We start from the raw sequence: 26,179 nt of genomic DNA, 5'->3' as shown, positions 1-26,179 counted from the left end.
GCGTCATGAGAACAGGCACTTTTTTGTCGCCAGCCGCCGCCACATTTGCCAGGATGCCTGTCAGGTTACACCCGGTCAGGATCGCGGCTGTGCATCACGCTGGCATATGCCCTGCCCTATTCGTTATCATCTGATTATCCTGCGCGCCTGGAATCCCTTTCGGTTTCATGGGCGTTGACCGCCAGAAATTTACCGCATTAAAAATGAGCTAAAACCTTATGCAAGAGCCAACCGAAAAGGACTTTCCTTCCCACACGCCGATGATGCAGCAGTACCTGCGTCTCAAGGCGGAGCATCCTGACATTCTGCTGTTTTACCGTATGGGTGACTTCTACGAGCTGTTTTACGACGACGCAAAACGTGCCTCGCAGCTGCTGGAGATTTCACTCACCAAGCGCGGTGCGTCAGCGGGCGAACCGATCCCGATGGCGGGTGTGCCCTATCATGCGGTTGAAGGTTACCTGGCTAAACTGGTGCAGCTGGGCGAATCCGTTGCCATCTGCGAGCAGATAGGCGATCCGGCGCTGAGCAAAGGCCCGGTCGAACGCAAAGTGGTGCGCATCGTTACCCCAGGCACCATCAGTGATGAGGCGCTGTTGCAGGAGCGGCAAGACAATCTGCTGGCGGCGATCGTGCAAAGCCCGCGTGGTTTTGGCTACGCCACGCTGGATATCAGCTCAGGCCGTTTTCGCCTCAGCGAACCTGCCGATGCTGAAACCATGGCGGCAGAACTGCAGCGCACCAATCCGGCAGAGCTGCTCTACCCCGAAGATTTCCAGGCGATGTCGCTGATCGATCAGCGACGCGGCCTGCGACGCCGTCCGCTGTGGGAGTTTGAGATCGATACCGCGCGCCAGCAGCTGAACCTGCAGTTCGGCACCCGCGATCTTAATGGCTTCGGCGTGGAGAATTCGCACCTTGGACTGAGCGCGGCGGGCTGCCTGCTGCAGTATGTCAAAGATACCCAGCGTACGACGCTGCCCCACATCCGCTCGCTGAGCATGGAGCGGCAGCAGGACAGCATCATCATGGATGCGGCCACCCGCCGTAATCTGGAGATCACACAGAACCTGGCAGGCGGCACTGACAACACCTTAGCGGCGGTGCTGGATAAAACGGTCACCCCGATGGGTAGCCGGATGCTGAAACGCTGGCTGCATATGCCGCTGCGCGATGCGCGCATCATTAACCAGCGTCAGGAGTCGATTGCTGAGCTGCAAAATCTCAGCGACGTGCTGCAACCGGTGCTGCGTCAGGTCGGCGATCTGGAGCGAATCCTGGCTCGCCTGGCCCTGCGCACCGCACGTCCGCGCGATCTGGCTCGCATGCGTCATGCGTTTCAGCAACTGCCGGAACTTAACCAGCTGCTGGCCGATGTTGAGGCGCCCCAGTTGCAGAAGCTGCGCACGCAGATGGGCGAGTTCACTGCGTTACGTGAGCTGCTGGAACAGGCGGTGATTGAGTCACCGCCGGTGCTGATCCGCGACGGCGGAGTGATTGCGCCCGGCTACAACGCGGAGCTGGATGAGTGGCGCGCACTGGCAGATGGCGCAACCGACTATCTTGACCGGCTGGAGATCCGCGAACGCGAGAAGCTGGGACTGGATACCCTGAAGGTCGGCTTTAACGGCGTGCATGGTTATTACATTCAGGTGAGCCGCGGACAAAGCCATCAGGTACCGATGCACTATGTCCGTCGTCAGACCCTGAAAAATGCTGAACGCTATATCATTCCGGAGCTGAAAGAGTACGAAGACAAAGTACTCACCTCCAAGGGTAAAGCGCTGTCGCTGGAAAAAAGCCTGTATGAAGCGCTGTTCGATCAGTTGCTGCCGCATCTTGAAGCGCTGCAGCTGAGTGCCGCCGCGCTGGCAGAGCTGGATGTGTTAAGCAACCTGGCAGAACGTGCCTGGTCCCTGAACTATTGCCGCCCGGTATTGCAGGATAAAGCCGGGATTAAAATCAGCGGCGGACGTCATCCGGTGGTGGAACAGGTTCTGAAAGAGCCGTTTATTGCCAACCCACTGTCACTGGCACCCCAGCGCAGAATGCTGATTATTACTGGCCCCAACATGGGCGGTAAAAGTACCTATATGCGCCAGGCGGCACTGATTGCGCTGATGGCATGGATTGGCAGTTTTGTTCCTGCCGATGAGACGCTGATTGGCCCGCTGGATCGCATCTTTACCCGTGTCGGTGCCGCTGACGATCTCGCCTCCGGGCGCTCGACCTTTATGGTTGAGATGACCGAAACCGCTAACATCCTGCACAACGCCACCGAAAACAGCCTGGTGCTGATGGATGAGATTGGACGCGGAACATCCACCTACGACGGTTTATCGCTCGCCTGGGCCTGCGCCGAAAACCTGGCGAACCGCATCAAGGCGATGACGCTGTTTGCCACCCATTACTTCGAGCTGACAACCCTGCCGGAAAAAATGGAAGGCGTGGTTAATGTCCATCTGGATGCCGTTGAGCATGGCGACACGATCGCCTTTATGCACAGCGTCCAGGAGGGTGCGGCAAGTAAGAGCTATGGTCTGGCGGTGGCGGCGCTGGCCGGCGTACCCAAAGAGGTGATTAAGCGGGCACGCAATAAGCTGAAGGAACTTGAGACCGTTTCAAACCACTCCGCGTCATCGACGGTCGATGGCTCTCAGCTGCCGCTGCTGGTTGAAGAGACCTCGCCTGCCATGGAGGCGCTAGAGGCGCTGGATCCCGATACGCTGACACCGCGTCAGGCACTCGACTGGATTTATCGTCTTAAATCGCTGGTCTGATATTACATCCCGTACATCGCACCGCGTTAATGCGCGGTGCGATGCTTGCTCGCCCGCAAATCACTTTTCTGCAGACATAAAAAAAGCGATGGTTTTCACCATCGCTTTTCGCATTCAAACTCAGATTTACTGTTAACAATTATTCACGAAACAGTGCTTCAATGCTGAGGCCCTGCGCCTGCAGAATTTCACGCAGACGGCGTAAACCTTCAACCTGAATCTGGCGTACACGCTCGCGGGTTAAGCCGATTTCACGACCCACATCCTCAAGTGTTGCCGCTTCATAACCCAACAGGCCGAAACGACGTGCCAGCACTTCACGCTGCTTGGCGTTCAGTTCGAACAGCCATTTAACGATGCTTTGTTTCATATCATCGTCCTGCGTGGTGTCTTCCGGGCCGTTGTCTTTCTCATCGGCCAGAATATCCAGCAGCGCTTTTTCAGAATCACCGCCTAATGGCGTATCAACCGAGGTAATGCGTTCGTTGAGACGTAACATGCGGCTTACGTCATCAACCGGTTTATCAAGCTGCTCTGCGATCTCTTCCGCACTCGGCTCATGGTCGAGCTTGTGGGAAAGTTCACGCGCAGTACGCAGATAAACATTCAGTTCTTTCACAATGTGAATCGGCAGACGGATGGTACGGGTTTGATTCATGATCGCCCGTTCAATAGTCTGACGAATCCACCAGGTGGCGTACGTTGAGAAACGGAACCCGCGCTCCGGGTCAAATTTCTCTACGGCGCGAATCAGGCCGAGGTTACCTTCTTCAATCAGGTCCAGCAGAGCTAAACCACGATTGCTGTAACGACGAGCGATTTTCACCACCAGGCGTAAGTTACTTTCGATCATACGGCGACGGGAAGGGATATCACCCCGCAATGCACGGCGCGCGAAGAAGACTTCTTCCTCTGCCGTTAACAACGGAGAATAGCCAATCTCCCCGAGATAGAGCTGCGTCGCATCTAACACACGTTGCGTCGCACCCTGTGATAGCAACTCTTCTTCCGCTACGTCGCTATCACTGGCTTCATTTTCAACGAGTGCCTTCTCGTCAAAAATTTCAGCTCCGTTCTCATCGAATTCCGCGTTCTCATGTAACTCGTTTACTTTCAGCGTATTCTGGCTCATAAGCGGCTCCTACCCGTGATTCCAGGGCAGAACATAAACCTGTTTTGTTCTGCCGGATTATCGCTGCGGTAAATAACGCAACGGGTTTACGGATTTCCCCTTGTAACGAATTTCAAAGTGTAATCTGACTGAACTGGTTCCGGTGCTACCCATGGTAGCGATCTTTTGCCCCGCCTTAACTTCCTGTTGTTCCCGGACCAGCATTGTATCGTTGTGGGCGTAGGCGCTCAGGTAATCATCGTTGTGTTTAATGATGATTAAATTACCGTAACCCCGGAGTGCGTTACCTGCGTAAACCACTCGTCCTGAAGCAGTGGCGACCACAGATTGTCCGCGCGTCCCGGCGATATCGATACCTTTATTGCCACCTTCGGCGGCAGAGAAGTTATCGATGATCTTCCCGTCAGTCGGCCAGCGCCAGCTTCCGACCGGCGTTGAACTGTTGGTTGTACTGCTAACCGTTGGGGGTGCGGTAACGACTGGAGCTGTTGTCGTTGCAACATTTGCTCCATTCGAAGGCAACATTTTGCTGCCACCCGAATTACCTGAATCATCAGAATACGTAATAACAGGTTGCTGTGCAACAGCAGGCGATTTAATTTGTGGCGCCGCCGGAACGCCGCCCTGCGTTGCATCAGCAACGGTAATGGGATTGCCGCCGGTAATCGGCTGACCCGACCCATTGCCAATCTGCAAAGTTTGTCCGACATTCAGGCCATATGGCGCAGGAACATTGTTGCGCTGGGCTAAATCACGGAAATCGTTGCCGGTAATCCAGGCGATGTAAAACAATGTGTCGCCACGCTTAACGGTATAAGTTTCACCGGAGTAGCTACCTTTAGGAATGTTCTGATAACTGCGATTGTAAACAATCCGGCCATTCTGCGTCTCAACATTGCTGTTGGTACTAATCATTCCACCACTAGCGGGGGCAGATGCTGAATTTTTGCTTAACATTTGTCCCTGGGCTGGCGTGGCAGGAACGCCGCCTGAACTCATGTCTGCTCCAGACTGGTTAGTGTTCATGCCACCATTGTCGCCAACGCGACTGATGGGTGCCTGTGAGTTGTCGCTGGAGCTACAGCCTGCCAGCCAAAAACCTACCAGTGAAAGCGCCGCCAGACGGCGTAACTGAAAAAGTGTGCTTCCCGTGCTCATTAATCCCCCGTGATGGCAACTCTGATCTATCTGTTTCACTGTATCTGCCAGCAGGATACTCTGCGCGGCGCGATAAAATCTGCGTTTTCGATGAATAAACTGGATAGTAACAACATCAGGTACGTGGTGCTATGAAACAGTTGTGAAGAAATACGAAGAGGGTCAGGCCAGATCGCCCTGCACCAGCGGGACAAAACGCACTGGTTCGATGGTCTCTTCCATCACCTCTTCGCCCTGACGACGCAGGCGCTTCAGTACCTGCTGATCTTCGCCAACCGGCAGCACCATGATGCCGCCTTCTGCCAGTTGTGCTATCAGCGCAATCGGAATTTCAGGCGGTGCAGCCGTGACGATGATGGCATCGAAGGGGCCACGTGAAGGCCAGCCCTGCCAGCCATCACCATGACGGGTTGAGACATTATGCAGATCCAGCTGTTTCAGACGGCGCTTGGCCTGCCACTGCAGCCCTTTGATGCGTTCCACTGAATAAACATGGTCCACCAGATGGGCAAGAATCGCCGTCTGATAACCTGAACCCGTACCAATCTCCAGCACACGCGAATGCGGATTAAGTCCGAGCAGCGCGGTCATCCGCGCGACCATGTAGGGCTGTGATATCGTCTGACCGGAGCCGATGGGCAAGGCAACATTGTCCCAGGCTTTATGCTCGAACGCTTCGTCGATAAAACGTTCGCGCGGCACCTCGCTGATGGCTTTCAGCAGGTTTTCATCATCGATGCCCTGCTGACGCAGTTGTGACAGCAACGTCTCAATACGCCGATTCACCATGCCAGGTTCACCTCAGCTTTAGCCAGCCAGTCACTGAGCACGTTCTGCGCGCTGTGCGCCGTTAAATCGACATGCAGTGCCGTGACAGAGACGTAGCCCTGATCCACGGCGGCGAAGTCCGTATCCGGGCCCGCATCCAGTTTTTCGCCTGGCGGACCAATCCAGTAGAGTGTATTGCCACGCGGATCCTGCTGCGCAATCACCTGATCCGCCGGATGGCGACTGCCACAGCGCGTCACGCGGATGCCTTTGAGTTCAGACAACGGCAGATCGGGAACGTTGATGTTGAGAATGCGGCCGGTGCGCAGCGGTTCATGCGTCAGCGCCCTGAGGAGCGCGCAGGTCACGGCCGCCGCGGTGGCGTAGTGCTGATGGCCATTGAGCGAAACCGCGATAGCCGGTAAGCCAAGATGTCGCCCTTCCATCGCTGCCGCCACCGTGCCGGAGTAGATCACATCATCGCCCAGATTGGGGCCGGCATTGATGCCCGACACCACAATGTCGGGACGCGGCTGCATCAGCGCATTCACCCCCAGATAGACGCAGTCGGTCGGCGTCCCCATCTGGACGGCGATATCGCCGTTTTCATGGGTGAAGGTGCGCAGAGGCGTTTCCAGCGTTAATGAGTTCGAGGCACCGCTTCGGTTACGATCGGGGGCAACAACCTGCACGTCAGCAATCTGCCGCAGGGCTTTCGCCAGAGTCTGAATGCCTGGCGCATGAATGCCGTCATCGTTACTGAGCAATATCCGCATTTCGTTCTGACCTTTTTTTATTCGACTGGTCGCCGTGACGGAACCTGTTTTAACGGCATGGCAACAGGTGAGGAATGGACGGCGATTTTTGCATTCTAGCGAGGCGCGCAAGGAAGTGGTAGGCGTAAATCACACGACGGTGGGGGTTTGCCGCAACATTACCCACACTGCGGGTCAGGTTGCGGCGAAGATTACTCATCAATCTGATCGGGCGAGTCCGCGTGGGTCAGCAGCTCCCGGACCACGCTGGTGGCAAAGCTGCCCGCTGGCAGCCAGAATGCCAGTTCCAGCGTGACATCATCCCACCAGCTCCACTGCATATCGCGCGGCACCACCAGCATGGCACGGCGTGCAGCATCAACCTTCTCACGTTCAATCAGTCCCAGCAGCAGCGTCTCATCAGCCAGCGCCTGCTGTTCAAAGGCCAGCGCGTCAGCCTGCGGGCCAGGCTCGCCCCGTCCCGGCAGCGGCGCGGTGATGCGCAGCTCATGCTGATCAACCCGGCGCTGTGACTCTGCCAGTTCATCAGGCTGCGCGACAAACCAGCTGCCTCGTCCGGTCAGCTGCAACGCATCGCCGTTGAGCACCTGAGTCAGCCCACCCTGCTGTTGCAGACGCGCACTGGTCACCTGATTAAACAGCGCACTGCGCGCGGCAGAGAGCATCAGGCTGCGCTTGTTGCGGTCGCGAATAATGATCTCATTGCTCGCCCACTTTTCTGCCATCACCAGGTTATTGCCGCCGCGACCAAAACGCTGTTCACCAAAATAGTTCGGCACGCCCGCATCGCGAATCTGCGCCAGACGCGTTTCAACTGCATCACGGTCACTGATCTGGCGGATGATCAGCCGGAACGCGTTCCCCGCCAGTGCGCCGATGCGCAGCTTACGTTTGTGGCGCACCGCCTGCAGAATCTCGACCCCTTCCAGCTCAAAACCGCGCAGATCGGGCATCGCATTACCCGGCAGGCGAAAACAGAGTGTCTGTTCCGTCACCGCATGGCGATCTTTCATTCCGGCATAACTCATGTCGCGCTGATGAATACCGAGATACTTCGCCAGTGCCTCAGCGACAAAGCGGGTATTGGCCCCCACTTTACGGATGCGCACCAGCAGGTGCTCACCTTCACCATCCGCGCCATAACCGAGATCTTCAACCACCACGAAATCTTCCGGATTGGCTTTGATCACGCCGGAGGCCACGGGTGTGCCGTGCAGGTAATTCAGCATCATTGGCTGTCAGCTTTCAGGACTAACGCCACCGCTTCACAGGCGATGCCTTCGCCGCGCCCGGTAAAGCCCAGCTTTTCGGTGGTGGTCGCTTTGACGTTGACCGCATCCATATGGCAGCCCAGATCTTCTGCAATATTGATCCGCATCTGTGGCACGTGCGGCAGCATTTTCGGTGCCTGAGCAATAATCGTGACGTCGACATTACCGATGCGATAGCCTTTGGCTTCGATACGGCGCCAGGCCTCACGCAGCAGGCCGCGGCTGTCCGCCCCTTTAAAGGCCGGATCGGTGTCAGGAAACAGCTTGCCGATATCGCCCATCGCCACTGCGCCCAGCAGCGCGTCAGTCAGCGCATGCAGCGCCACATCGCCATCCGAATGGGCGATAAAACCCTGCTCAAACGGGATCCGCACACCGCCAATCACTAACGGACCCTCTCCGCCAAAGGCGTGAACGTCAAAACCGTGACCGATACGCATCATGCGCTCTCCTTTAATTGAATCTGACTCAGATAAAAAGCCGCCAGCGCCAGATCTTCTGGCCGGGTGACTTTGATGTTATCACTGCGTCCGCTGACTAACAGCGGGTGGTAGCCGCAATACTCCAGCGCCGAGGCTTCATCGGTGATGGTTGCGCCTTCTGCCAGCGCCCGCGTCAGGCAGGCGGTGAGCAGCGCATGAGGGAAAAATTGCGGCGTTAAGGCGTGCCAGAGATCGTCGCGCTCTACGGTATGGGCCACCGCGGCTTTGCCCGGCTCGCCCCGTTTCATGGTGTCACGCACTGGCGCGGCCAGAATCCCGCCAACGTGGCTCTGTTCACGCACGTTGAGCAGTTGCTGGAGATCGTCGGGATGCAGACAGGGACGCGCGGCGTCATGGACCAGCACCCAGGCGGAACCCTGTGCGGCCTGCAATCCGGCCAGCACCGATTCGGCGCGGGTCTCTCCGCCTGTCACCCTGAGCACGCGCGGATCGCGTGCCAGCGGCAGTGAAGCGAAGTGCTGGTCATCAGAACTGAGGGCGACAATCACCTGTTTGATAGCGGGATGGGAAAACAGACGCGCAATGCTGTGTTCCAGAAGGGTGTGCTGACCAATCGTCAGATACTGCTTCGGACAGGTTGCCTGCATGCGGCTGCCGATCCCGGCAGCGGGCACCACGGCAATCACATCCGCAAGGGAGGCCAGAGTGTTCATGTTTTATCGTTGTTGGTTAAGCGCTGCTTGTTGCGCGTTGCGTTTGTTCTGGTCAGGCACCAGACGATAGAAAGTCTCACCGGGCTTAATCATGCCCAGTTCATTGCGTGCACGCTCCTCGATCGCTTCCGAGCCGCCATTGAGATCGTCAATTTCGGCAAACAGCTGATCGTTTCGCGATTTCAGTTTGGCATTGTTTGCCTGTTGCACCGCGACATCATCATTGACGCGCGTATAGTCATGGATGCCATTTTTCCCCAGCCACAACGAATATTGCAGCCAGCCAAGCAGCACCAATAACAGTAACGTCAGTTTTCCCATCCCGCCCCCTAAAAACGGCCCAATCATCCCATAACTTTGCACAGGACTCCACACCAGCGGAGAAAATGGCGCGCTTTGCTGCGCGTCTGCGCAAAATATGAATCAGTACCGATTCAGACGGGAAAAGATTTGTAACCTGCCGATGCGTTTGCACATCAGCGCGGGCGCACTGAGGGCTTACCAGCCAGAGAGAAAAGAGAACATTAACCAGAAGAGCGTGACCACCATGATCACCGTGGCGAGCGCGGCCCACAGCCACTGTCCACTCAGCAGCGTATTCAGCGCGATACCCGTGACCACCGCAACCGGCAGCAGCGCCAGAAAGAATGGCCAGGTATAAAGAAAGAAGAACAGCGTGTTAGAGCCGAACAGCAGGAAAGGGATCGCCAGCGCGCACCAGTAAGCGAGAAAGCCGATAACGCCGCCCGGCAGCAATGAGCGCGGCTCATCCGGGGAGGAGTCATCTTTTCGAGCGAGCATTGGGGTAATGTTCTGCATAGGCATCCTGTTGGCGCGAGGGCGGCAAATCAGAAACGATTTGCCGCTGTCTCTTCAGGATTTGATGATATCGCGGTCACGCAGCAGGTCTAACAATTGGGCGGCCAGTTTTGTAACCAATTGTTCGCCATCCAGCTGGATTTCCGGGCTATCGGGCGCCTCATAGACGCTGTCGATACCGGTGAAATTACGCAGTTCACCGGCGCGCGCTTTGCGATACAACCCTTTCGGATCACGCGCTTCACACACGGCTAACGGCGTATCGACAAATACCTCGATAAACTGTCCCGGCTCCAGCAGATCGCGCACCATCTGACGCTCGGCGCGATGCGGCGAAATAAAGGCAGTGAGCACCACGAGTCCGGCATCCACCATCAGTTTCGCCACTTCACCGACGCGACGGATATTCTCTTTACGGTCATCATCGCTGAAACCGAGGTCACGACAGAGGCCGTGACGCACATTGTCACCATCCAGCAGATAGGTGCTGACGCCGATGCGGTGCAGCGCCTGCTCCAGCGCACCGGCAACGGTGGATTTCCCCGAGCCCGAAAGCCCGGTGAACCACAGCACCACGCCCTGATGGCCATGCTGCTGTTCGCGTGAGGCGCGTGTCACCGGATGATCATGCCACACCACGTTATCGTCGTGCTGAGCCATTACTGACCGCCCAGCAGGTCGCGCGCATTCCAGTGTGGGAAGTGGCGGCGCACCAGCGCATTCAGTTCCAGCTCAAACGCGCTGAACTCGCCGGTATTAACCGGGGCATCATGGTTTGGCTGATGGATCATGCCGGCACCCACGGTGACGTTGCTCAGGCGATCGATAAAGATCATGCCGCCGGTTACCGGGTTTTGCTGATAGCTGTCGAGTACCATCGGTTCATCAAAAGTGATCTCAATGCGACCGATACCGTTCAGCGGCAGCGTATCGACCTGACGCGTCTCCAGCGAGTTGATCTCGACCTGATGCAGCACCTTCTCTACCCGGCCACGGGTTTTCTTACCGGCGATTTTCAGGTCATAGCTCTGACCGGCCTGCAGCGGCTGTTCTGCCATCCAGACCACGTCAACGCTGGCAGACTGAACCGCTGCCAGCTCTTCACTGGCATCCACCAGCAGATCGCCACGGCTGATATCAATCTCATCCTGCAGCACCAGGGTAATCGCTTCGCCTGCACCCGCTTCCTGCAGATCGCCATCGAAGGTCACAATGCGGGCAATGGTCGACTCCACGCCAGAAGGCAGCACTTTAACGCGCTGGCCTACCTGCACGCTGCCCGACGCCAGGGTGCCGGCATAGCCACGAAAATCGAGGTTCGGACGGTTGACATACTGCACCGGGAAACGCATCGGCTGATGATCGACGACGCGCTTCAGCTCCACGGTCTCCAGCACATCCAGCAGCGTCGGGCCGCTATACCACGGCATGGTCTGACTGGCAGAGGCGACGTTATCCCCTTCCAGCGCCGACATCGGCACAAAGCGGATATCGAGGTCTTCCGGCAGCTGCGCAGCAAAGTCGAGGTAATCCTGTTTGATCTGTTCGAAGCGCTCCTGGTTGTACTCCACCAGATCCATCTTATTGATCGCCACCACCAGGTGTTTGATCCCCAGCAGCGTCGAGATAAAGCTGTGGCGGCGGGTCTGATCCAGTACGCCTTTACGCGCATCGATCAGCAGGATCGCCAGATCGCAGGTTGACGCGCCGGTCGCCATGTTACGGGTGTACTGCTCATGTCCCGGCGTGTCGGCGATAATAAATTTACGCTTTTCGGTCGAGAAGTAGCGGTAGGCCACATCAATGGTAATGCCCTGCTCACGCTCAGCCTGCAGACCATCCACCAGCAGCGCCAGATCGAGCTTCTCGCCCTGGGTGCCGTGACGTTTACTGTCGTTGTGCAGCGATGAGAGCTGATCTTCATAGATCTGACGGGTGTCGTGTAGCAGACGTCCAATCAGGGTACTTTTTCCGTCATCAACGCTGCCGCAGGTCAGAAAACGCAGCAGGCTCTTGTGTTGTTGCGTGGTCAGCCAGGCTTCAACGCCGCCCTGGTCGGCAATCTGTTGTGCAATTACGGTATTCATCTGGCGTCTCCTTAGAAATAACCCTGACGTTTTTTCAGTTCCATCGAACCGGACTGATCGCGATCGATCATGCGGCCCTGACGCTCGCTGGTGGTGGAAACCAGCATCTCTTCGATGATCTCCGGCAGCGTCTGCGCTTCAGACTCTACCGCGCCGGTCAGCGGCCAGCAGCCGAGCGTACGGAAACGGACCATCCGTTCGGTGATCTCTTCACCCGGCTGCAGGTTGATGCGATCGTCATCGATCATCATCAGCATGCCATCACGCTCCAGCACCGGACGCGGTGCGGCGAGATAGAGCGGCACGATCTCGATGTTTTCCAGGAAGATGTACTGCCAGATATCCAGTTCGGTCCAGTTCGACAGCGGGAAGACGCGGATGCTTTCGCCTTTGTTGATCTGACCGTTGTAGTTGTGCCACAGCTCAGGGCGCTGGTTTTTCGGATCCCAGCGATGGAAGCGGTCACGGAATGAGTAGATACGCTCTTTGGCGCGTGACTTCTCTTCATCACGACGTGCGCCGCCAAAGGCTGCATCAAAACCATATTTGTTCAGCGCCTGCTTCAGCCCTTCGGTTTTCATGATGTCAGTGTGTTTGGCACTGCCGTGAACAAAGGGGTTGATGCCCATCGCCACGCCTTCCGGGTTGCGGTGAACCAGCAACTCTGCGCCCATCGCTTTCACGGTGCGATCGCGAAATTCGTACATTTCACGGAATTTCCAGCCGGTATCCACATGCAGCAACGGGAACGGCAACGTGCCTGGGTAGAAGGCTTTACGCGCCAGATGGAGCATGACCGAGGAGTCTTTGCCGATGGAGTACATCATCACCGGATTGCTGAACTCCGCCGCCACTTCGCGAATGATGTGGATACTCTCCGCCTCCAGCTGACGCAGATGAGTGAGTCGTTTTTGGTCCATGATTTTCCCTCAAGCCAGATTGACAACGGCGGACTCGCGAGCCCCCTGCTGTGCTGAATGTTTAAACCAGGCGAGTTGCCCGTGCAGATTAACCACCTCTCCGATCACCAGCAGCGCCGGAGTGGGTGCCGAGGCGGCCAGCGCCTCAAGTTGTTCTAAGGTGCCGGTCAGCACCTGTTGATCCTGACGGGTGCCGCGACTGATCACCGCCACCGGCGTTGATGGCGCGCGACCGTGCTGAATCAGCGCCTCGCTGATGGCAGCGGCTTTAACGGTTCCCATGTAGATCGCCAGCGTCTGACGCGCACGCGCCAGCGATGGCCAGTCAATGTCATCCCCATCGGGACGGCAGTGACCGGTAATAAACATCACGCTCTGCGCGTAGTCGCGGTGGGTCAGCGGAATACCGGCATAGGCCGTCGCACCGGCAGCCGCGGTGACGCCCGGCACCACCTGGAACGGCACACCCGCCTGCTGAGCCGCCTGCAGCTCTTCGCCGCCGCGGCCAAAGATAAAGGGATCGCCGCCCTTGAGGCGCACGACGCGCTTGCCTTTCAGCGCCAGTGAAACCAGCATCTGATTGATCTCTTCCTGCGGCAACGTGTGCGCGCTGGCCCGTTTGCCGACGCAGATGCGATCGGCATCGCGGCGCACCAGATCCAGCACCTCTTCGCTGACCAGATGGTCGTAGAGCACCACATCGGCTAACTGCATCACCTGCAGGCCACGCAGCGTCAGCAGACCGCTGTCGCCCGGCCCGGCGCCCACCAGAAAGATCTCACCCTGACGGGTCGGCTCTTCCTGCAGCTCACGGTCCAGCGTGCGTTTCGCCTCTTCGACGTTACCGGCAGACATCTCACTGGCGAACCGGCCGTCGAAAGCGCGTTCCCAGAAGCGCCGACGGTCAGACATGCGGCTGAAGCGCTGTTTGACTTTATCGCGCCAGAGTCCGGCCACTTCAGCCATCTGACCCAGACTGGCAGGCAGCAGCGTTTCGATTTTTTCGCGCAGCATGCGTGCCAGCACCGGTGCGGTGCCGCTGGAGGAGATCGCCACCACCAGCGGTGAGCGGTCAACAATCGAGGGGAAGATAAAGGTGCATTTTGGCTGGTCATCCACCACGTTAACCAGCTTATGCCGCGCATTGGCGGCTTCAAACACCTGGGTGTTGAGATGGTTGTCGTCGGTGGCGGCAATCACCAGGAAAACGCCATCCAGCTGGGCCGGGTCAAATTCGGTCGCCAGCCACTCCAGCTCCTGCTTATCCAGCAGTGCCTGCAGTTCAGGGCAGAGTTCACGAGATGCGATCAGAACGCGCGCGCGTGCACGGCGCAGCAGTTCAATTTTTCGCGCCGCAATATCTCCCCCGCCGACAACCAGAACCGGGCGGCCAGAAAGATCGGCAAAAAGAGGCAAATAGTCCACGTTAACCCTGATGTTTTAACTTTGTATTAACGCGACTATACGTCGCTGAGTTTATCCAGATGAAATTACGAATTGGAATGAGTAGTTACCGAATGGAATAACGACGCCGCAAAGCACAGAACAATTTGGTCTTAACAGATGAAATTTAATGGCTTTTTCGTGAACAGGCTCACATATTGAAAGCCACACCTGCGGCAGCAAAAGCAGATAAGTGCCAGCGATAATGGTCCGTTACGCCTTTCGGTAGTGACAGCGCCCGATTCCACTAACAAAGTCACGGGACAAAAAGGATATAATGCGCGCGGCATGGCTGGCCCTGGCCCCCATGCGGAACGGCTCCCGAATAATGAAAAAGGATGCACTATGTTTTATTCCCTCCGCTTGAGGGTAGCGACAATTTTATTTGGCGCACTCATTTCCCCGCTGGCTCTGGCCACTCCGCCTGGTCAGTTTGCCGAACAGCAGGTCCGGCACATCGCCACCTTGTTTCCTGGCCGGATGAGCGGCAGCCCGGCTGAGCTGATGGCAGCCGACTACCTGCAACAGCAATTTACCGCGCTGGGGTATAAGACCAATACCCGCCAGTTCAGGACCGGCTATAAGTGGCAGGAAGAGGACGGCACGCAGCGCTGGCATAAGCTTACGGCAACCTCGGTGATTGCCGCGCGTGCAGGCAGCGTCCCGCAGGAGATTCTGATCGTGGCACATCTGGATACCTGGACGCCGCAAAATAGCAGCCAGGCCCAGCATAATCTGGGCGGCTTACGCCTGCAGGGCGTCGATGATAATGCATCGGGTCTTGGCGTGATGCTGGAGCTGGCGCAGCAGCTGAGCCGCAAACCGCTGCACTACGGCATACGCTTTGTGGCGCTGAGCGCCGGAGAGGCGGATCTGCACGGCATGGATGATTATGTTGAGCGGATGAGCACGCGTGAGAAGAAGAATACTCTGCTGGTCATCGATCTGAATAGCCTGATCACCGGCGATCATCTCTATTTTAACAGCGGCATGAATACGCCCCGGGCGGTGCGCAAGCAGACCAGCGAACGAGCCCTGTTACTGGCACGTCAGCAGGGCATTCCCGCCGCCAGTCATCAGCTGAACCGTAAAGACTTTGACGCTCTTAATGCCTTCGACAAGGCGGGCTTTCCGCTGCTGGATGTGACCGCCAGCAACTGGACGCTGGGTAATAAAGATGGTGCGCTGCAGCGTCATCGTAGTCCCCACTTTCCTGATGGCGTTACCCGCCATCAGACTGACCTGGATAATCTGAGCTATCTCGACCGCTGGCTGCCGGGGCAGATAACCTTGCGAACCCGCGACAGCGTTCGCGTGCTACTGCCGCTGCTCAGTGAACTGACCAACCCCAAAGTGTAAGGATCTGACATGTACGTGGTCTTTCTGAATTACGTTCGTCCGGTAGAAGAAGTTGAAGCGCTGCTGGCAGCCCATATCGAATGGCTGGATCGCTATTTTGACGCGGGCTTTTTTATTGCAGCGGGACGTAAAGATCCGCGCACGGGCGGCATGTTACTGGTCAGGGAGATGGAACGAGAAGAGCTGGATGCAATTTTAGCGGAAGATCCGTTTGTCACGGTGGCAGAGTATGAGGTGACGAAAGTGAATGTGACCCGTGCAGCAGAGGCGTTTGCCGCATTAAAAGGCGCTTAGCTTTCCGCCTGACTGCAGCCAAAAACTTCTCTCCCTGTGTGCGGGGAGAGAAGTCCTGCGTCAGCCTTCGTGCAGACCACACTCGCGCTTGAGGCCGAAGAAGCGCGTCTCTTCTTCTGCCATACCCGGCTCCCACTTGCGGGTGGTATGGGTATCGCCCACCGATAGATAGCCTTCATCCCACAGCGGATGGTACTTCAGCTTATGCTGCTCCAGGTACTGATGAATCTGGCGGTTATCCCAGTCGATAATCGGCAGCAGCTTAAAGACGCCACGCTGGACGCCCAGCACCGGCAGATTCGCCCGACTGCCCGACTGGTCGCGCCGCAATCCGGCAAACCAGGTCTGCGCGCCCAGGGTTTCAATGGCGCGATTCATCGGCTCAACTTTGTTGATCTCGTTATATTTCTCAATCCCCTCGACGCCCTGCTCCCACAGTTTGCCGTAGCGCGCTTCCTGCCAGGCCGGAGAGGTTTCGGCGCGGAACACTTTAAGGTTGAGATTGAGCTGGTCCGCCAGCTCATCAATAAAACGATAGGTCTCCGGGAACAGATAGCCGGTGTCGGTCAGGATGACCGGAATATCGGGCTGCTGACGCGTCACCAGATGCAGCGACACCGCGGCCTGAATACCGAAACTGGAGGAGAGCACATAGGCACCCGGCAGATTCTCCAGCGCCCAGCTGACCCGCTCTTCCGCAGATGACTTCTCCAGCTGCGCATTGGTCGCGGCCAGCGCCATAGCACGCTGGACTTTGGACATCTCATTCAGTGCTGCGAGGTCGGGGTGACTCATTTTGCTTCCTCCCAAAAATCGCGTGCCGGGTCCAGCACCGGCGCAACAATGCCCGCGCGGATGGTGAAGTCACCAAAGCCTTCAGCGGCCTGGCGCTCAGTGGCCCAGCGTCCCACCAGCTCATCAATGGTGGCGAGAATTTCGCTTTCGTTAATGTTTTCACGGTACATGCGGGGAATACGCGTTCCGCTGCGGTTTCCACCCAGATGCAGGTTGTAGCGACCTGGCGCTTTACCCACCAGACCCAGTTCAGCCAGCATGGCACGGCCACAGCCGTTGGGACAACCGGTAACGCGTAACACTATGTGCTCATCGCCAACGCCATGCGCATGCATGATCCCTTCCACTTTGGTCACGAAGGCAGGCAGGAAGCGCTCGGCTTCTGCCATCGCCAGCGGACAGGTCGGGAACGCCACGCAGGCCATCGAGTTTTCGCGCTGTGCCGTAACGTGATCCATCAGACCATGTTCGCGCGCGATTGCTTCGATCTGCGCTTTTTCGCTTTCCGGCACGCCCGCCACAATCAGGTTCTGGTTAGCGGTCAGGCGGAAATCGCCCTGATGGATTTTCGCAATTTCAGCGATGCCGCTTTTCAGCGGTCGGCCCGGATAGTCGAGCAGGCGACCATTTTCGATAAACAGCGTCAGGTGCCATTTGTTGTCGATGCCTTTAATCCAGCCAATGCGATCGCCACGGGTGGTGAACTCATAAGGACGGATCGGCTCAAACGTCACGCCTGCCCGTTTTTCAACTTCGGCTTTAAAGGTCTCGACGCCAACGCGTTCCAGCGTGTACTTGGTTTTGGCGTTTTTACGGTCGGTGCGGTTGCCCCAGTCGCGCTGAGTCGTGACCACCGCCTCGGCAACGTCGAGGATCTTCTCCACCGGGAAGTAACCAAACTCGCTGGCGGTGCGCGCGTAGGTCGCTTTGTTACCGTGCTCAATCGACAGCCCGCCACCCACCAGCAGGTTAAAGCCCACCAGCTTGCCGTGCTCGGCGACAGCGACAAAGTTCAGATCGTTGGCGTGCAGATCCACGTCGTTATGCGGCGGGATCACCACAGTAGTTTTGAATTTACGCGGCAGATACGTTTCACCGAGGATCGGCTCTTCGTCAGTGGTGGCGACTTTTTCTTTATCCCACCAGATCTCCGCATAGGCACGGGTGCGTGGCAGCAGATGCTCAGAGAGTTTCTTCGCCCACTCATACGCTTCCTGATGCAGCTCCGACTCAACCGGGTTCGACGTACAGAGCACGTTACGGTTAACGTCGTTGGCGGTCGCCAGCGCATCCAGCCCCACCTCATGCAGCATCTGATGCGTCGGCTTGACGTTCTTCTTCAGAATGCCGTGAAACTGGAAGGTCTGACGGTTAGTCAGACGGATGCTGCCATAGATGGTTTTGTCGGTGGCAAATTTGTCGATGGCCAGCCACTGGGTCGGCGTAATGATGCCGCCCGGCAACCGGCAACGCAGCATCATGGCGTGGCGTGGCTCCAGCTTCTGCTCCGCACGTTCGGCACGAATATCGCGATCGTCCTGCTGGTACATGCCGTGAAAACGAATCAGCAGGAAGTTGTCGCCGGTAAAACCGCCGGTCAGACCCTCTTCCAGATCTTCTTTAATGGTGCCGCGCAGATAGTTGCTCTGCTTCTTCAGACGCTCAGCGTCTGCTAATTTGCCTTCTACAACCAGCGGTCCAGGGTGTTTATCGCTCATTAGTAAACGTCTCGCTGATAACGGCGCTCAATGCGCAGCTCACTTAAAAATTCGTCGGCCGTTTCACGATCCATTCCGCCGTGTTCGACCACCACATCCAGCAATGCCTGCTCGACGTCTTTTGCCATACGATTCGCGTCGCCACAGACATAAAGATGCGCGCCCTCTTCAATCCAGCGCCACACTTCGGCCCCTTTCGCGCGGATCTTATCCTGTACGTAAATCTTCTCTGCCTGATCGCGTGACCAGGCGAGGTCGATATGGGTCAGCAGACCATCCTTAACATATTTCTGCCACTCTACCTGATAGAGGAAATCGTCGGTGAAGTGCGGATTACCAAAGAATAGCCAGTTTTTGCCGCCGGCACCGTCGTTGTCGCGCTGCTGCATAAAGGCGCGGAACGGCGCGATGCCGGTGCCCGGGCCAATCATGATCACCGGCGCATCCGGATTAGCCGGCAGGCGGAAGTTGTCGTTGTGTTCAATGAAGACCCGGACTTCGCCCTCTTCTTCGATGCGATCGGCCAGCCAGGTCGATGCACCGCCGCCACGCTGGCGACCTTCAATATCAAAGCGAACGGCACCAACGGTGATATGCACTTCGGTATCGGTTTCAGCCTGCGAAGAGGCGATAGAGTAGAGTCGCGGCGTCAGCGGTCGCAGCAGCCCGGTCAGCTGTTCAGCGCTGAGTTCGGACGGTGCCAGGCGCACCATATCCACAATCGGATAGTGCTGCGCATAGTGCTGCAGCCTGGCTTTATCATCCACCAGTGAGAGCAACTCCGCGTTGCGTGACAGCTGGGCATACTGCGCCACGATCTGTGCGGTGTTAACCGTCAGCTCGAAATGCTTCTGCAGCGCCTCCGCCAGCGGCAGGGTTTTCCCCTGAACCTCTACCGGCTCATCGCCTTTCAGCCAGACCAGCTCCAGCAGTTCGCTGACCAGCGCCGCGTCGTTCTCATACCAGACGCCCAGCGCATCGCCAGGCTGGTAGCGCAGACCGGAATCGCCCAGATCGATTTCGATATGGCGCACATCTTTATCTGAGTCCCGTCCGGTAATTTTCTGATTCACCGCCAGACTCGCGCTGAGCGGCGACTCTTTAGTATAGGGGCTGGTGGTGACTTCGTTGACGCTGCCGGCTGCTGTCGCCGCAGCCTGCGCCGGGGATTCAGTGGGAACGCGCTGTTTGAGGATCTCAGTCAGCGCACTGCGCCAGGCGGCGGCCTGCTCCGCATACTCTACATCCGCATCAACGCGATCCAGCAGACGCTCGCCGCCCAGCTCCGCCAGTCGGCTGTCAAAATCTTTACCCGCCTGACTGAAGAATTCATAAGAGGTGTCGCCCAGGCCAAACACTGCGAAGGCGGCACCCTCCATTTTCGGTGCCTTTTTCGACATCAGGAATTTATGCAGCGCCACCGCCTCTTCCGGCGGTTCGCCTTCGCCCTGGGTGGAGGTTACAACCACCAGCATTTTTTCCTGGCCAATCTGTTTGAACTTGTAATCACCGGCATTCACCAGGTTTACGTTCAGCTTTGCGGCCAGCAGGTCATCACGCAACTGCTCAGCCAGACGACGTGCGTTGCCGGTCTGGGAGGCAGAAAGCAGCGTAATGGCGGGCGCTTCGGCCGGAGCCGGAGCAGATGCAGTGCTGGCGACGGCGCTACCCGGGGTCTGTTCCACCCTGCCCCAGAAATAGCCTGACAGCCACGCCAGTTGAGTCGGGGAATAATCTGTCGTCGCCGCCTGTAAGCGAGCGAGTTGTTCCGGGGAGAGCGGAAGCATTGAACCAGGTGCCTGAGTCGTCATCGCGTTAAAAATTCCAGTATCAGAAGTCCGGACCGTAAAATGGCGGAAGAGTGCGTAGGTTACCGGTCCGTATATTAACGATTAAATACACCTTCGACATATCAAATAACCAAAATGACTAAATGGTTTTCCAGGTAGGAATAATCGTTAAAAGTGGTAAGCAAAGCGGTGATATATCAGTTAATTAGCTGGACGCCACTGTATAAACGCGCAGGAAAAGTATCGGTTTGTGCGGTTCGGGTGCGAAAAAAGCGGTAATCAGGTAGAATTCAGCGGTTTTTTAATGTCTGAGAACCATTATGTCTACCACCTTGTTTAAAGAGTTCCAGTTCGAAGCCGCGCATCATCTACCGAATGTGCCGGCCGGACACAAATGTGGCCGTCTGCACGGTCATTCGTTCCTGGTTCGTCTGGAGATTACCGGCGAAGTGGATGCGCATACCGGCTGGGTTATGGATTTTGCTGAGCTGAAGGCGGCGTTTAAGCCGGTCTACAATCGGCTGGACCACTACTATCTGAATGATATTCCCGGCCTGGAAAATCCCACCAGCGAAGTGCTGGCGAAATGGATCTGGGATCAGATGAAGCCGCAACTGCCGCTGCTTAGCGCGGTGATGATCAAAGAAACCTGCACCGCAGGCTGCGTTTACCGCGGCTAACCCTGTCGGATCGAACCCTTCGATCCGACGCGGCTCTTCTCTCCGTCCTGCCTCTGACGCTCAACGCTTTCCTGTAGTTAACGGCTCATTGCGTGCCGCTTTATCAGGATCAGGCGATATTGAGATATTTATGGGTCTGCATCGACAGACGCCAGTTACGAGCAATGCAGGTCTCAATGCAGAGCCGGGTTGCATCATCTTTGCGGCTGATTGGCTGCAGGGCGATGATACGCGCTTTGGTGTCATCAATGCCTGCCAGCAGCCGATCCAGCGCTTCCACATCACGCTCGCGCGCCACCGGATGCTTGATTTCATCGGCCCGGCTCAGCGCCTGGGGCAGCACATCGTAGCCGCCGCGCATGTTGACCTTCGGCGAGACGGTCACCCAGGTCCGTTCAGAACAGTGAATCTCGTGGGTTCCGCTGGTCTCAATCTGGCACTGGAAACCGTGCTGCTCCAGCGCAGTGGTTAACGGACGCAGATCGTAAATCGCCGGTTCACCACCGGTGATGACCACATGACGCGCCGTCCAGCCCTGCTGCGCAATGGCACTCACCAGGGTCGCCGCGTCGGCATCCCCCCAGGCGTCGCTTTCCACCGTCTTGATCAAAATATCGCCCAGCGACGTTTCCCGATCTGTCCGCTTTTCCCAGGTGTGTTTGGTATCGCACCAGCTACAGCCCACCGGGCATCCCTGCAAACGAATGAAAATGGCAGGCACGCCGGTGTAATAACCTTCGCCCTGCAGTGTCTGGAACATTTCGTTAATCGGGTATTGCATTACGGACTCGCTTGAAAAAAACAGGGCGCTGATTATGGCAGATTTGCCGCGCAGCTCAACCACGCGTTGTGCCTTTTCTCCGCGCCGGACAAAACCCAAAAGAGGGGCTTCAGACGGCTGACAGGCTCAGAACGTGGATGGCCAGGACCGAAGAGCAAAGCGTCCCGCGCTCAGGACAAAAACGCCGGAAGCGTTTTTGAACAACGCAAAGCGTTGGCCCGGTAACGGGCGCACTTCAGGGATGAGGTGCGTAATCGCGCGAACCGGGCCGGCAGAGATGCCGCTTTGGCGATCGGACCTTGCCATCTGCGTCTGCTCACCGCCACCAACAAAAAGCCCCGCACAAGGCGGGGCTTCAGAGGCCGATGATGTCACTTAGCGCGACATCAACGCACAGTCATTACTGACCTTTAACTTCTTTCAGACCGTTGAATGGCGCTTTAGAACCCAGCGCTTCTTCAATACGGATCAGCTGGTTGTACTTAGCAACACGGTCAGAACGGCTCATTGAACCGGTTTTGATCTGGCCCGCTGCAGTACCTACCGCCAGGTCAGCGATGGTCGCATCTTCGGTTTCGCCTGAACGGTGAGAGATCACGGCAGTGTAGCCCGCGTCTTTCGCCATTTTGATCGCAGCCAGAGTTTCGGTCAGAGAACCGATCTGGTTGAATTTGATCAGAATGGAGTTAGCGATACCTTTATCGATACCTTCTTTCAGGATTTTGGTGTTGGTAACGAACAGGTCATCACCCACCAGCTGGATTTTGTCGCCCAGTACTTTGGTCTGGTAAGCGAAGCCGTCCCAGTCAGATTCGTCCAGGCCATCTTCGATAGAAACGATCGGATACTGTTTAGTCAGATCTTCCAGGAAGTGGGTGAACTCTTCAGAGGTAAACGATTTACCGCCTTCACCGGCCAGAACGTATTTGCCATCTTTGTAGAACTCAGATGCCGCACAGTCCATCGCCAGGGTGATGTCTTTGCCCAGCTCGTAGCCTGCTGCTTTTACCGCTTCAGCGATAACAGCCAGCGCTTCGGCGTTGGAACCCAGGTTAGGCGCGTAGCCGCCTTCGTCACCCACTGCAGTGCTCATGCCTTTGCTTTTCAGCACTTTTGCCAGGCTGTGGAACACTTCAGAACCCATACGGATGGCTTCTTTCAGGTTCGGAGCGCCAACCGGCTGGATCATGAATTCCTGGATGTCGACGTTGTTGTCGGCATGTTCGCCGCCGTTGATGATGTTCATCATTGGCAGTGGCATAGAGTATTTGCCTGGGGTGCCGTTCAGTTCAGCGATGTGCTCATACAGCGGCTGACCTTTAGAGGCTGCAGCGGCTTTAGCAGCTGCCAGTGAAACAGCCAGAATGGCGTTAGCACCGAAGTTAGATTTGTTCTCAGTACCGTCCAGGTCGATCATGATCTTATCGATGTTCGCCTGATCTTTCGCGTCTTTGCCTTTTACCGCTTCAGCAATCGGACCGTTTACTGCAGCAACGGCTTTGGTTACGCCTTTGCCCAGATAACGTGATTTGTCACCGTCACGCAGTTCCAGCGCTTCGCGTGAACCGGTAGAGGCACCTGATGGTGCAGCTGCCAGGCCTACGAAACCGCCTTCCAGATGCACTTCAGCTTCAACAGTCGGGTTACCACGTGAGTCGATAATTTCGCGACCGATGACTTTTACGATTTTGGACATTACGATTTTCCTCAGTACAAGTTAGTCAATCCTAAGACAAGCAACGCGCGAAAAGTTCGCGCGCTGCCTGTGAAACTTACTTCGCTAAACGCTTCTGATGCTCATGTGCGGCTTTAACAAAGCCGGCAAACAACGGATGGCCGTCGCGTGGGGTCGAGGTAAACTCAGGATGGAACTGGCAGGCCACAAACCACGGATGGTTCGGGATCTCGATAATCTCAACCAGTTGATCATCACCAGAGCGACCTGCTACGCGCAGACCGGCTGCTTCAATCTGCTTTAACAGCATATTGTTCACTTCATAGCGGTGGCGATGGCGCTCAACGATAGTGTCAGAGCCGTAGAGCTGGCGAACCTGGCTGCCCGGCGTTAACTGACACTGCTGGCTGCCCAGACGCATGGTGCCGCCCAGATCGCTCTGCTCGCTGCGGACTTCGACGTTGCCATCTTCGTCACGCCATTCGGTGATTAATGCCACCACCGGATATTTACAGTCTGGCACAAATTCCGTGGAGTTGGCGCCCGGCATCCCGGCGACATTGCGGGCGAACTCCATCAGCGCAACCTGCATGCCCAGGCAGATGCCCAGGTACGGCACGTTGTTTTCACGTGCATACTGCGCGGTCATCAGCTTGCCTTCCACGCCACGGTAACCGAAGCCACCCGGGATCAGAATCGCATCCAGATCTTTCAGTAATTCGACACCGCGTGATTCAACATCCTGCGAATCGATCAGTTTGATGTTCACGGTGACGCGATTTTTCAGGCCGCCATGTTTCAGCGCTTCGATGACCGACTTGTAGGCATCCGGCAATTCCACATACTTGCCCACCATACCGATGGTGACTTCACCACCCGGATTGGCTTCTTCGTAGATCACCTGCTCCCATTCGGCCAGGTTGGCTTCCGGTGCATTCAGGTTGAAGCGCTTGCAGATATAGTCATCCAGGCCCTGCGATTTCAGCATGCCAGGAATCTTGTAGATGGAATCAACGTCTTTCAGCGAGATAACCGCTTTTTCAGGGACGTTACAGAACAGGGCGATTTTAGCGCGTTCGTTGGCCGGTACGGCACGGTCAGAACGGCAAATCAGCACGTCTGGCTGAATACCAATCGACAGCAGCTCTTTCACCGAGTGCTGGGTCGGTTTGGTTTTCACTTCACCGGCAGCCGCCATATACGGCACCAGCGTCAGGTGCATATACATGGTGTGTTCGCGGCCCACATCAACGGCCATCTGGCGAATCGCTTCCAGGAACGGCAGTGATTCGATATCCCCGACCGTGCCGCCGATTTCGACCAGTACCACATCATGACCTTCACCGCCTTCAATAATGCGTTCTTTGATGGCGTTGGTGATGTGCGGAATAACCTGAATGGTTGCGCCCAGATAGTCGCCACGGCGCTCTTTGCGCAGGACTTCTGAGTAGATACGGCCAGTGGTGAAGTTGTTACGACGCGACATTTTGGTACGGATGAAGCGCTCGTAGTGACCCAAATCCAGATCGGTTTCAGCGCCGTCATCAGTGACGAAAACTTCACCGTGCTGCGTCGGGCTCATGGTGCCTGGATCCACGTTGATATACGGGTCCAGCTTCATGATGGTCACGTTCAGACCACGGGCTTCGAGAATGGCTGCGAGGGAGGCTGCGGCAATGCCTTTACCCAGAGAGGAAACGACCCCGCCGGTCACAAAAATATAATTCGTTGTCATGCTGAACCTGAGAGTTTAGGTTTAAAGACGGTGGAATAACCAGGACGGGAAAACAGTATACTGGAAACCGCTATCAGCCACAATTGATGAATCACCGCCATCCTCCAACGCATTGCTGCGGCTAACATAGCCGATAGCCGCCAATGAAATGTTGACGTGCGTCACAAAGTTGCCGTCAGGCTGAATCGAGTAAGCGAAAGCGGTGGCTTTATGCACAGCACTGGAATAATCAGCGCTTCTCGCCCCGTTTCACCTGCTGCCAGGCGGCTTCCATCTGCTCCAGTGTGGCACCCGGCATACTTAACCCCTGTGCAGCGATGATCGCTTCGACTTCGCGGAAGCGGCGCTCAAACTTGTCGTTGGCCTTTTGCAGCGCAGTTTCCGCTTTGCTGCCCAGATGGCGCGACAGGTTAACCGTGGCGAACAGCAGGTCGCCAATCTCCTCTTCCAGCTTCTCACCATCCACCACACTCTGCTGCGCCTCGTGCATCACTTCATCAATCTCTTCATGCACCTTAGCCACCACCGGTCCCAGCGTGGTCCAGTCGAATCCGACATTGTGACAACGCTTCTGAATCTTGTGGGCGCGCATCAGTGCGGGCAGTGCCTTAGGGATATCATCCAGCGCCGAATGCTGGGCTTTGTCAGCCCGCTCAGCGGTTTTTATCGCTTCCCAGTTTTTCAGCACTTCGCTGCTGGTTTCTGCTGTGGCATCGCCAAAAATGTGTGGATGACGGCGCTCCAGCTTGTCGCTGATTGCGTGGCAGATATCCTCAAAATTAAAGCGATCCTGTTCGCTGGCCATCTGCGCATAGAACACCACCTGAAACAGCAGATCGCCCAGCTCACCACGCAGATCGTCAAAATCTTCGCGCTGGATAGCGTCCAGCACTTCGTAGGTCTCTTCCAGCGTATAGGGCGCGATGGTGGCGAAGGTCTGTTCACGATCCCACGGACAGCCATGTTGTGGATCGCGCAGGGTTTTCATTATGCCAAGCAGGCGCTCAATAGCGTTCATTCAGGAGGATCCTTGATTAGTGAG

At 56.6% G+C, this 26,179-nt stretch carries 24 protein-coding genes; 4 read left to right on the top strand and 20 right to left on the bottom strand.

All coding sequences use genetic code 11. The features are described 5' to 3' along the window. The first annotated feature begins 218 nt into the window (after positions 1-218). Positions 219-2,780 carry a DNA mismatch repair protein MutS gene (mutS, locus tag ACXKZD_RS04220; RefSeq protein WP_488981886.1) on the top strand — a complete coding sequence of 854 codons (2,562 nt, stop codon included), beginning with the start codon at positions 219-221 and terminating at the stop codon, positions 2,778-2,780. A 139-nt stretch (positions 2,781-2,919) separates the two neighbouring features. On the opposite strand, the gene rpoS is transcribed toward mutS, so the two are convergent. From rpoS to cysG, 13 genes are all read right to left on the bottom strand, one after another. Beyond that, positions 2,920-3,912, bottom strand: a complete 993-nt coding sequence (gene rpoS / locus ACXKZD_RS04215) for an RNA polymerase sigma factor RpoS (RefSeq protein WP_003849090.1) — start codon at positions 3,910-3,912, stop codon at positions 2,920-2,922. A gap of 57 nt (positions 3,913-3,969) precedes the next feature. After that, a complete protein-coding gene (nlpD, locus tag ACXKZD_RS04210; protein WP_010248535.1) occupies positions 3,970-5,070 on the bottom strand; it encodes a murein hydrolase activator NlpD in 1,101 nt (366 codons plus the stop codon). A 162-nt stretch (positions 5,071-5,232) separates the two neighbouring features. Then, positions 5,233-5,859: a protein-L-isoaspartate(D-aspartate) O-methyltransferase gene (locus ACXKZD_RS04205; protein WP_010248537.1), complete on the bottom strand. Its 627-nt coding sequence runs from the start codon at positions 5,857-5,859 to the stop codon at positions 5,233-5,235. Then, entirely contained in the window at positions 5,853-6,614 is a 762-nt protein-coding gene (gene surE / locus ACXKZD_RS04200; RefSeq protein WP_003849099.1) for a 5'/3'-nucleotidase SurE, read from the bottom strand. Before surE ends, ACXKZD_RS04205 begins: the two co-directional genes overlap by 7 nt. 191 nt (positions 6,615-6,805) lie before the next feature. Then, positions 6,806-7,846: a tRNA pseudouridine(13) synthase TruD gene (gene truD, locus ACXKZD_RS04195; protein WP_187484744.1), complete on the bottom strand. Its 1,041-nt coding sequence runs from the start codon at positions 7,844-7,846 to the stop codon at positions 6,806-6,808. Further along, positions 7,843-8,325, bottom strand: coding sequence for a 2-C-methyl-D-erythritol 2,4-cyclodiphosphate synthase (gene ispF, locus ACXKZD_RS04190; RefSeq protein ID WP_010248541.1), 483 nt, complete (start codon positions 8,323-8,325; stop codon positions 7,843-7,845). Before ispF ends, truD begins: the two co-directional genes overlap by 4 nt. Next, positions 8,325-9,041 carry a 2-C-methyl-D-erythritol 4-phosphate cytidylyltransferase gene (gene ispD / locus ACXKZD_RS04185; RefSeq protein ID WP_122889665.1) on the bottom strand — a complete coding sequence of 239 codons (717 nt, stop codon included), beginning with the start codon at positions 9,039-9,041 and terminating at the stop codon, positions 8,325-8,327. Before ispD ends, ispF begins: the two co-directional genes overlap by 1 nt. 3 nt (positions 9,042-9,044) lie before the next feature. Then, complete coding sequence (gene ftsB, locus ACXKZD_RS04180) at positions 9,045-9,362, bottom strand: cell division protein FtsB (protein WP_010248545.1); 318 nt, start codon at positions 9,360-9,362, stop codon at positions 9,045-9,047. Positions 9,363-9,539: 177 nt separating this feature from the next. Beyond that, positions 9,540-9,860: a DUF3561 family protein gene (locus ACXKZD_RS04175; protein WP_010248547.1), complete on the bottom strand. Its 321-nt coding sequence runs from the start codon at positions 9,858-9,860 to the stop codon at positions 9,540-9,542. Positions 9,861-9,914: 54 nt separating this feature from the next. Next, positions 9,915-10,520, bottom strand: coding sequence for an adenylyl-sulfate kinase (gene cysC / locus ACXKZD_RS04170; protein WP_010672130.1), 606 nt, complete (start codon positions 10,518-10,520; stop codon positions 9,915-9,917). Beyond that, positions 10,520-11,947 (bottom strand): sulfate adenylyltransferase subunit CysN, encoded by a 1,428-nt coding sequence (gene cysN, locus ACXKZD_RS04165; protein WP_010248552.1) that lies wholly within the window; start codon positions 11,945-11,947, stop codon positions 10,520-10,522. The genes cysC and cysN overlap by 1 nt, the downstream gene beginning before the upstream one ends. 11 nt (positions 11,948-11,958) lie before the next feature. Continuing rightward, entirely contained in the window at positions 11,959-12,867 is a 909-nt protein-coding gene (gene cysD, locus ACXKZD_RS04160; protein WP_010248554.1) for a sulfate adenylyltransferase subunit CysD, read from the bottom strand. Positions 12,868-12,876: 9 nt separating this feature from the next. Beyond that, positions 12,877-14,292, bottom strand: a complete 1,416-nt coding sequence (cysG, locus tag ACXKZD_RS04155; protein ID WP_010672131.1) for a siroheme synthase CysG — start codon at positions 14,290-14,292, stop codon at positions 12,877-12,879. Between the two features lie 363 nt (positions 14,293-14,655). Between cysG and ACXKZD_RS04150 the strand changes: the two genes are divergently transcribed. Continuing rightward, a complete protein-coding gene (locus tag ACXKZD_RS04150) occupies positions 14,656-15,669 on the top strand; it encodes an aminopeptidase (protein WP_010672132.1) in 1,014 nt (337 codons plus the stop codon). Between the two features lie 9 nt (positions 15,670-15,678). After that, positions 15,679-15,963 carry a YciI family protein gene (locus ACXKZD_RS04145; protein WP_167423912.1) on the top strand — a complete coding sequence of 95 codons (285 nt, stop codon included), beginning with the start codon at positions 15,679-15,681 and terminating at the stop codon, positions 15,961-15,963. Positions 15,964-16,023: 60 nt separating this feature from the next. On the opposite strand, the gene ACXKZD_RS04140 is transcribed toward ACXKZD_RS04145, so the two are convergent. The 3 genes from ACXKZD_RS04140 to cysJ are packed head-to-tail and all read right to left on the bottom strand — an operon-like array spanning position 16,024 to position 20,287. Beyond that, positions 16,024-16,758 carry a phosphoadenylyl-sulfate reductase gene (locus tag ACXKZD_RS04140; RefSeq protein WP_010248562.1) on the bottom strand — a complete coding sequence of 245 codons (735 nt, stop codon included), beginning with the start codon at positions 16,756-16,758 and terminating at the stop codon, positions 16,024-16,026. Next, positions 16,755-18,476, bottom strand: a complete 1,722-nt coding sequence (gene cysI / locus ACXKZD_RS04135) for an assimilatory sulfite reductase (NADPH) hemoprotein subunit (RefSeq protein WP_022623798.1) — start codon at positions 18,474-18,476, stop codon at positions 16,755-16,757. The genes ACXKZD_RS04140 and cysI overlap by 4 nt, the downstream gene beginning before the upstream one ends. Beyond that, the gene (cysJ, locus tag ACXKZD_RS04130) at positions 18,476-20,287 is read right to left on the bottom strand and encodes an NADPH-dependent assimilatory sulfite reductase flavoprotein subunit (protein ID WP_305820306.1); all 1,812 of its coding nucleotides are present in this window, start codon (positions 20,285-20,287) and stop codon (positions 18,476-18,478) included. The genes cysI and cysJ overlap by 1 nt, the downstream gene beginning before the upstream one ends. A gap of 299 nt (positions 20,288-20,586) precedes the next feature. On the opposite strand from cysJ, the gene queD reads away from it, so the two are divergent. After that, positions 20,587-20,946: a 6-carboxytetrahydropterin synthase QueD gene (gene queD, locus ACXKZD_RS04125; RefSeq protein WP_010248568.1), complete on the top strand. Its 360-nt coding sequence runs from the start codon at positions 20,587-20,589 to the stop codon at positions 20,944-20,946. A gap of 109 nt (positions 20,947-21,055) precedes the next feature. On the opposite strand, the gene queE is transcribed toward queD, so the two are convergent. From queE to mazG, 4 genes are all read right to left on the bottom strand, one after another. After that, positions 21,056-21,727 carry a 7-carboxy-7-deazaguanine synthase QueE gene (gene queE / locus ACXKZD_RS04120; protein ID WP_010248569.1) on the bottom strand — a complete coding sequence of 224 codons (672 nt, stop codon included), beginning with the start codon at positions 21,725-21,727 and terminating at the stop codon, positions 21,056-21,058. 400 nt (positions 21,728-22,127) lie between these two features. Beyond that, positions 22,128-23,423 carry a phosphopyruvate hydratase gene (eno, locus tag ACXKZD_RS04115; RefSeq protein WP_010248571.1) on the bottom strand — a complete coding sequence of 432 codons (1,296 nt, stop codon included), beginning with the start codon at positions 23,421-23,423 and terminating at the stop codon, positions 22,128-22,130. A gap of 76 nt (positions 23,424-23,499) precedes the next feature. Further along, on the bottom strand, positions 23,500-25,137 hold the full coding sequence (gene pyrG / locus ACXKZD_RS04110; RefSeq protein WP_010248572.1) for a glutamine hydrolyzing CTP synthase: 1,638 nt from the start codon (positions 25,135-25,137) through the stop codon (positions 23,500-23,502). Between the two features lie 229 nt (positions 25,138-25,366). Continuing rightward, positions 25,367-26,155: a nucleoside triphosphate pyrophosphohydrolase gene (mazG, locus tag ACXKZD_RS04105; RefSeq protein WP_050680051.1), complete on the bottom strand. Its 789-nt coding sequence runs from the start codon at positions 26,153-26,155 to the stop codon at positions 25,367-25,369. Positions 26,156-26,179 lie beyond the last annotated feature (24 nt).

Source organism: Pantoea sp. ABR1s (assembly GCF_057812235.1).
Note: the sequence above shows the minus strand (reverse complement) of the source record. Positions and strands in the feature narration are given on the sequence as shown.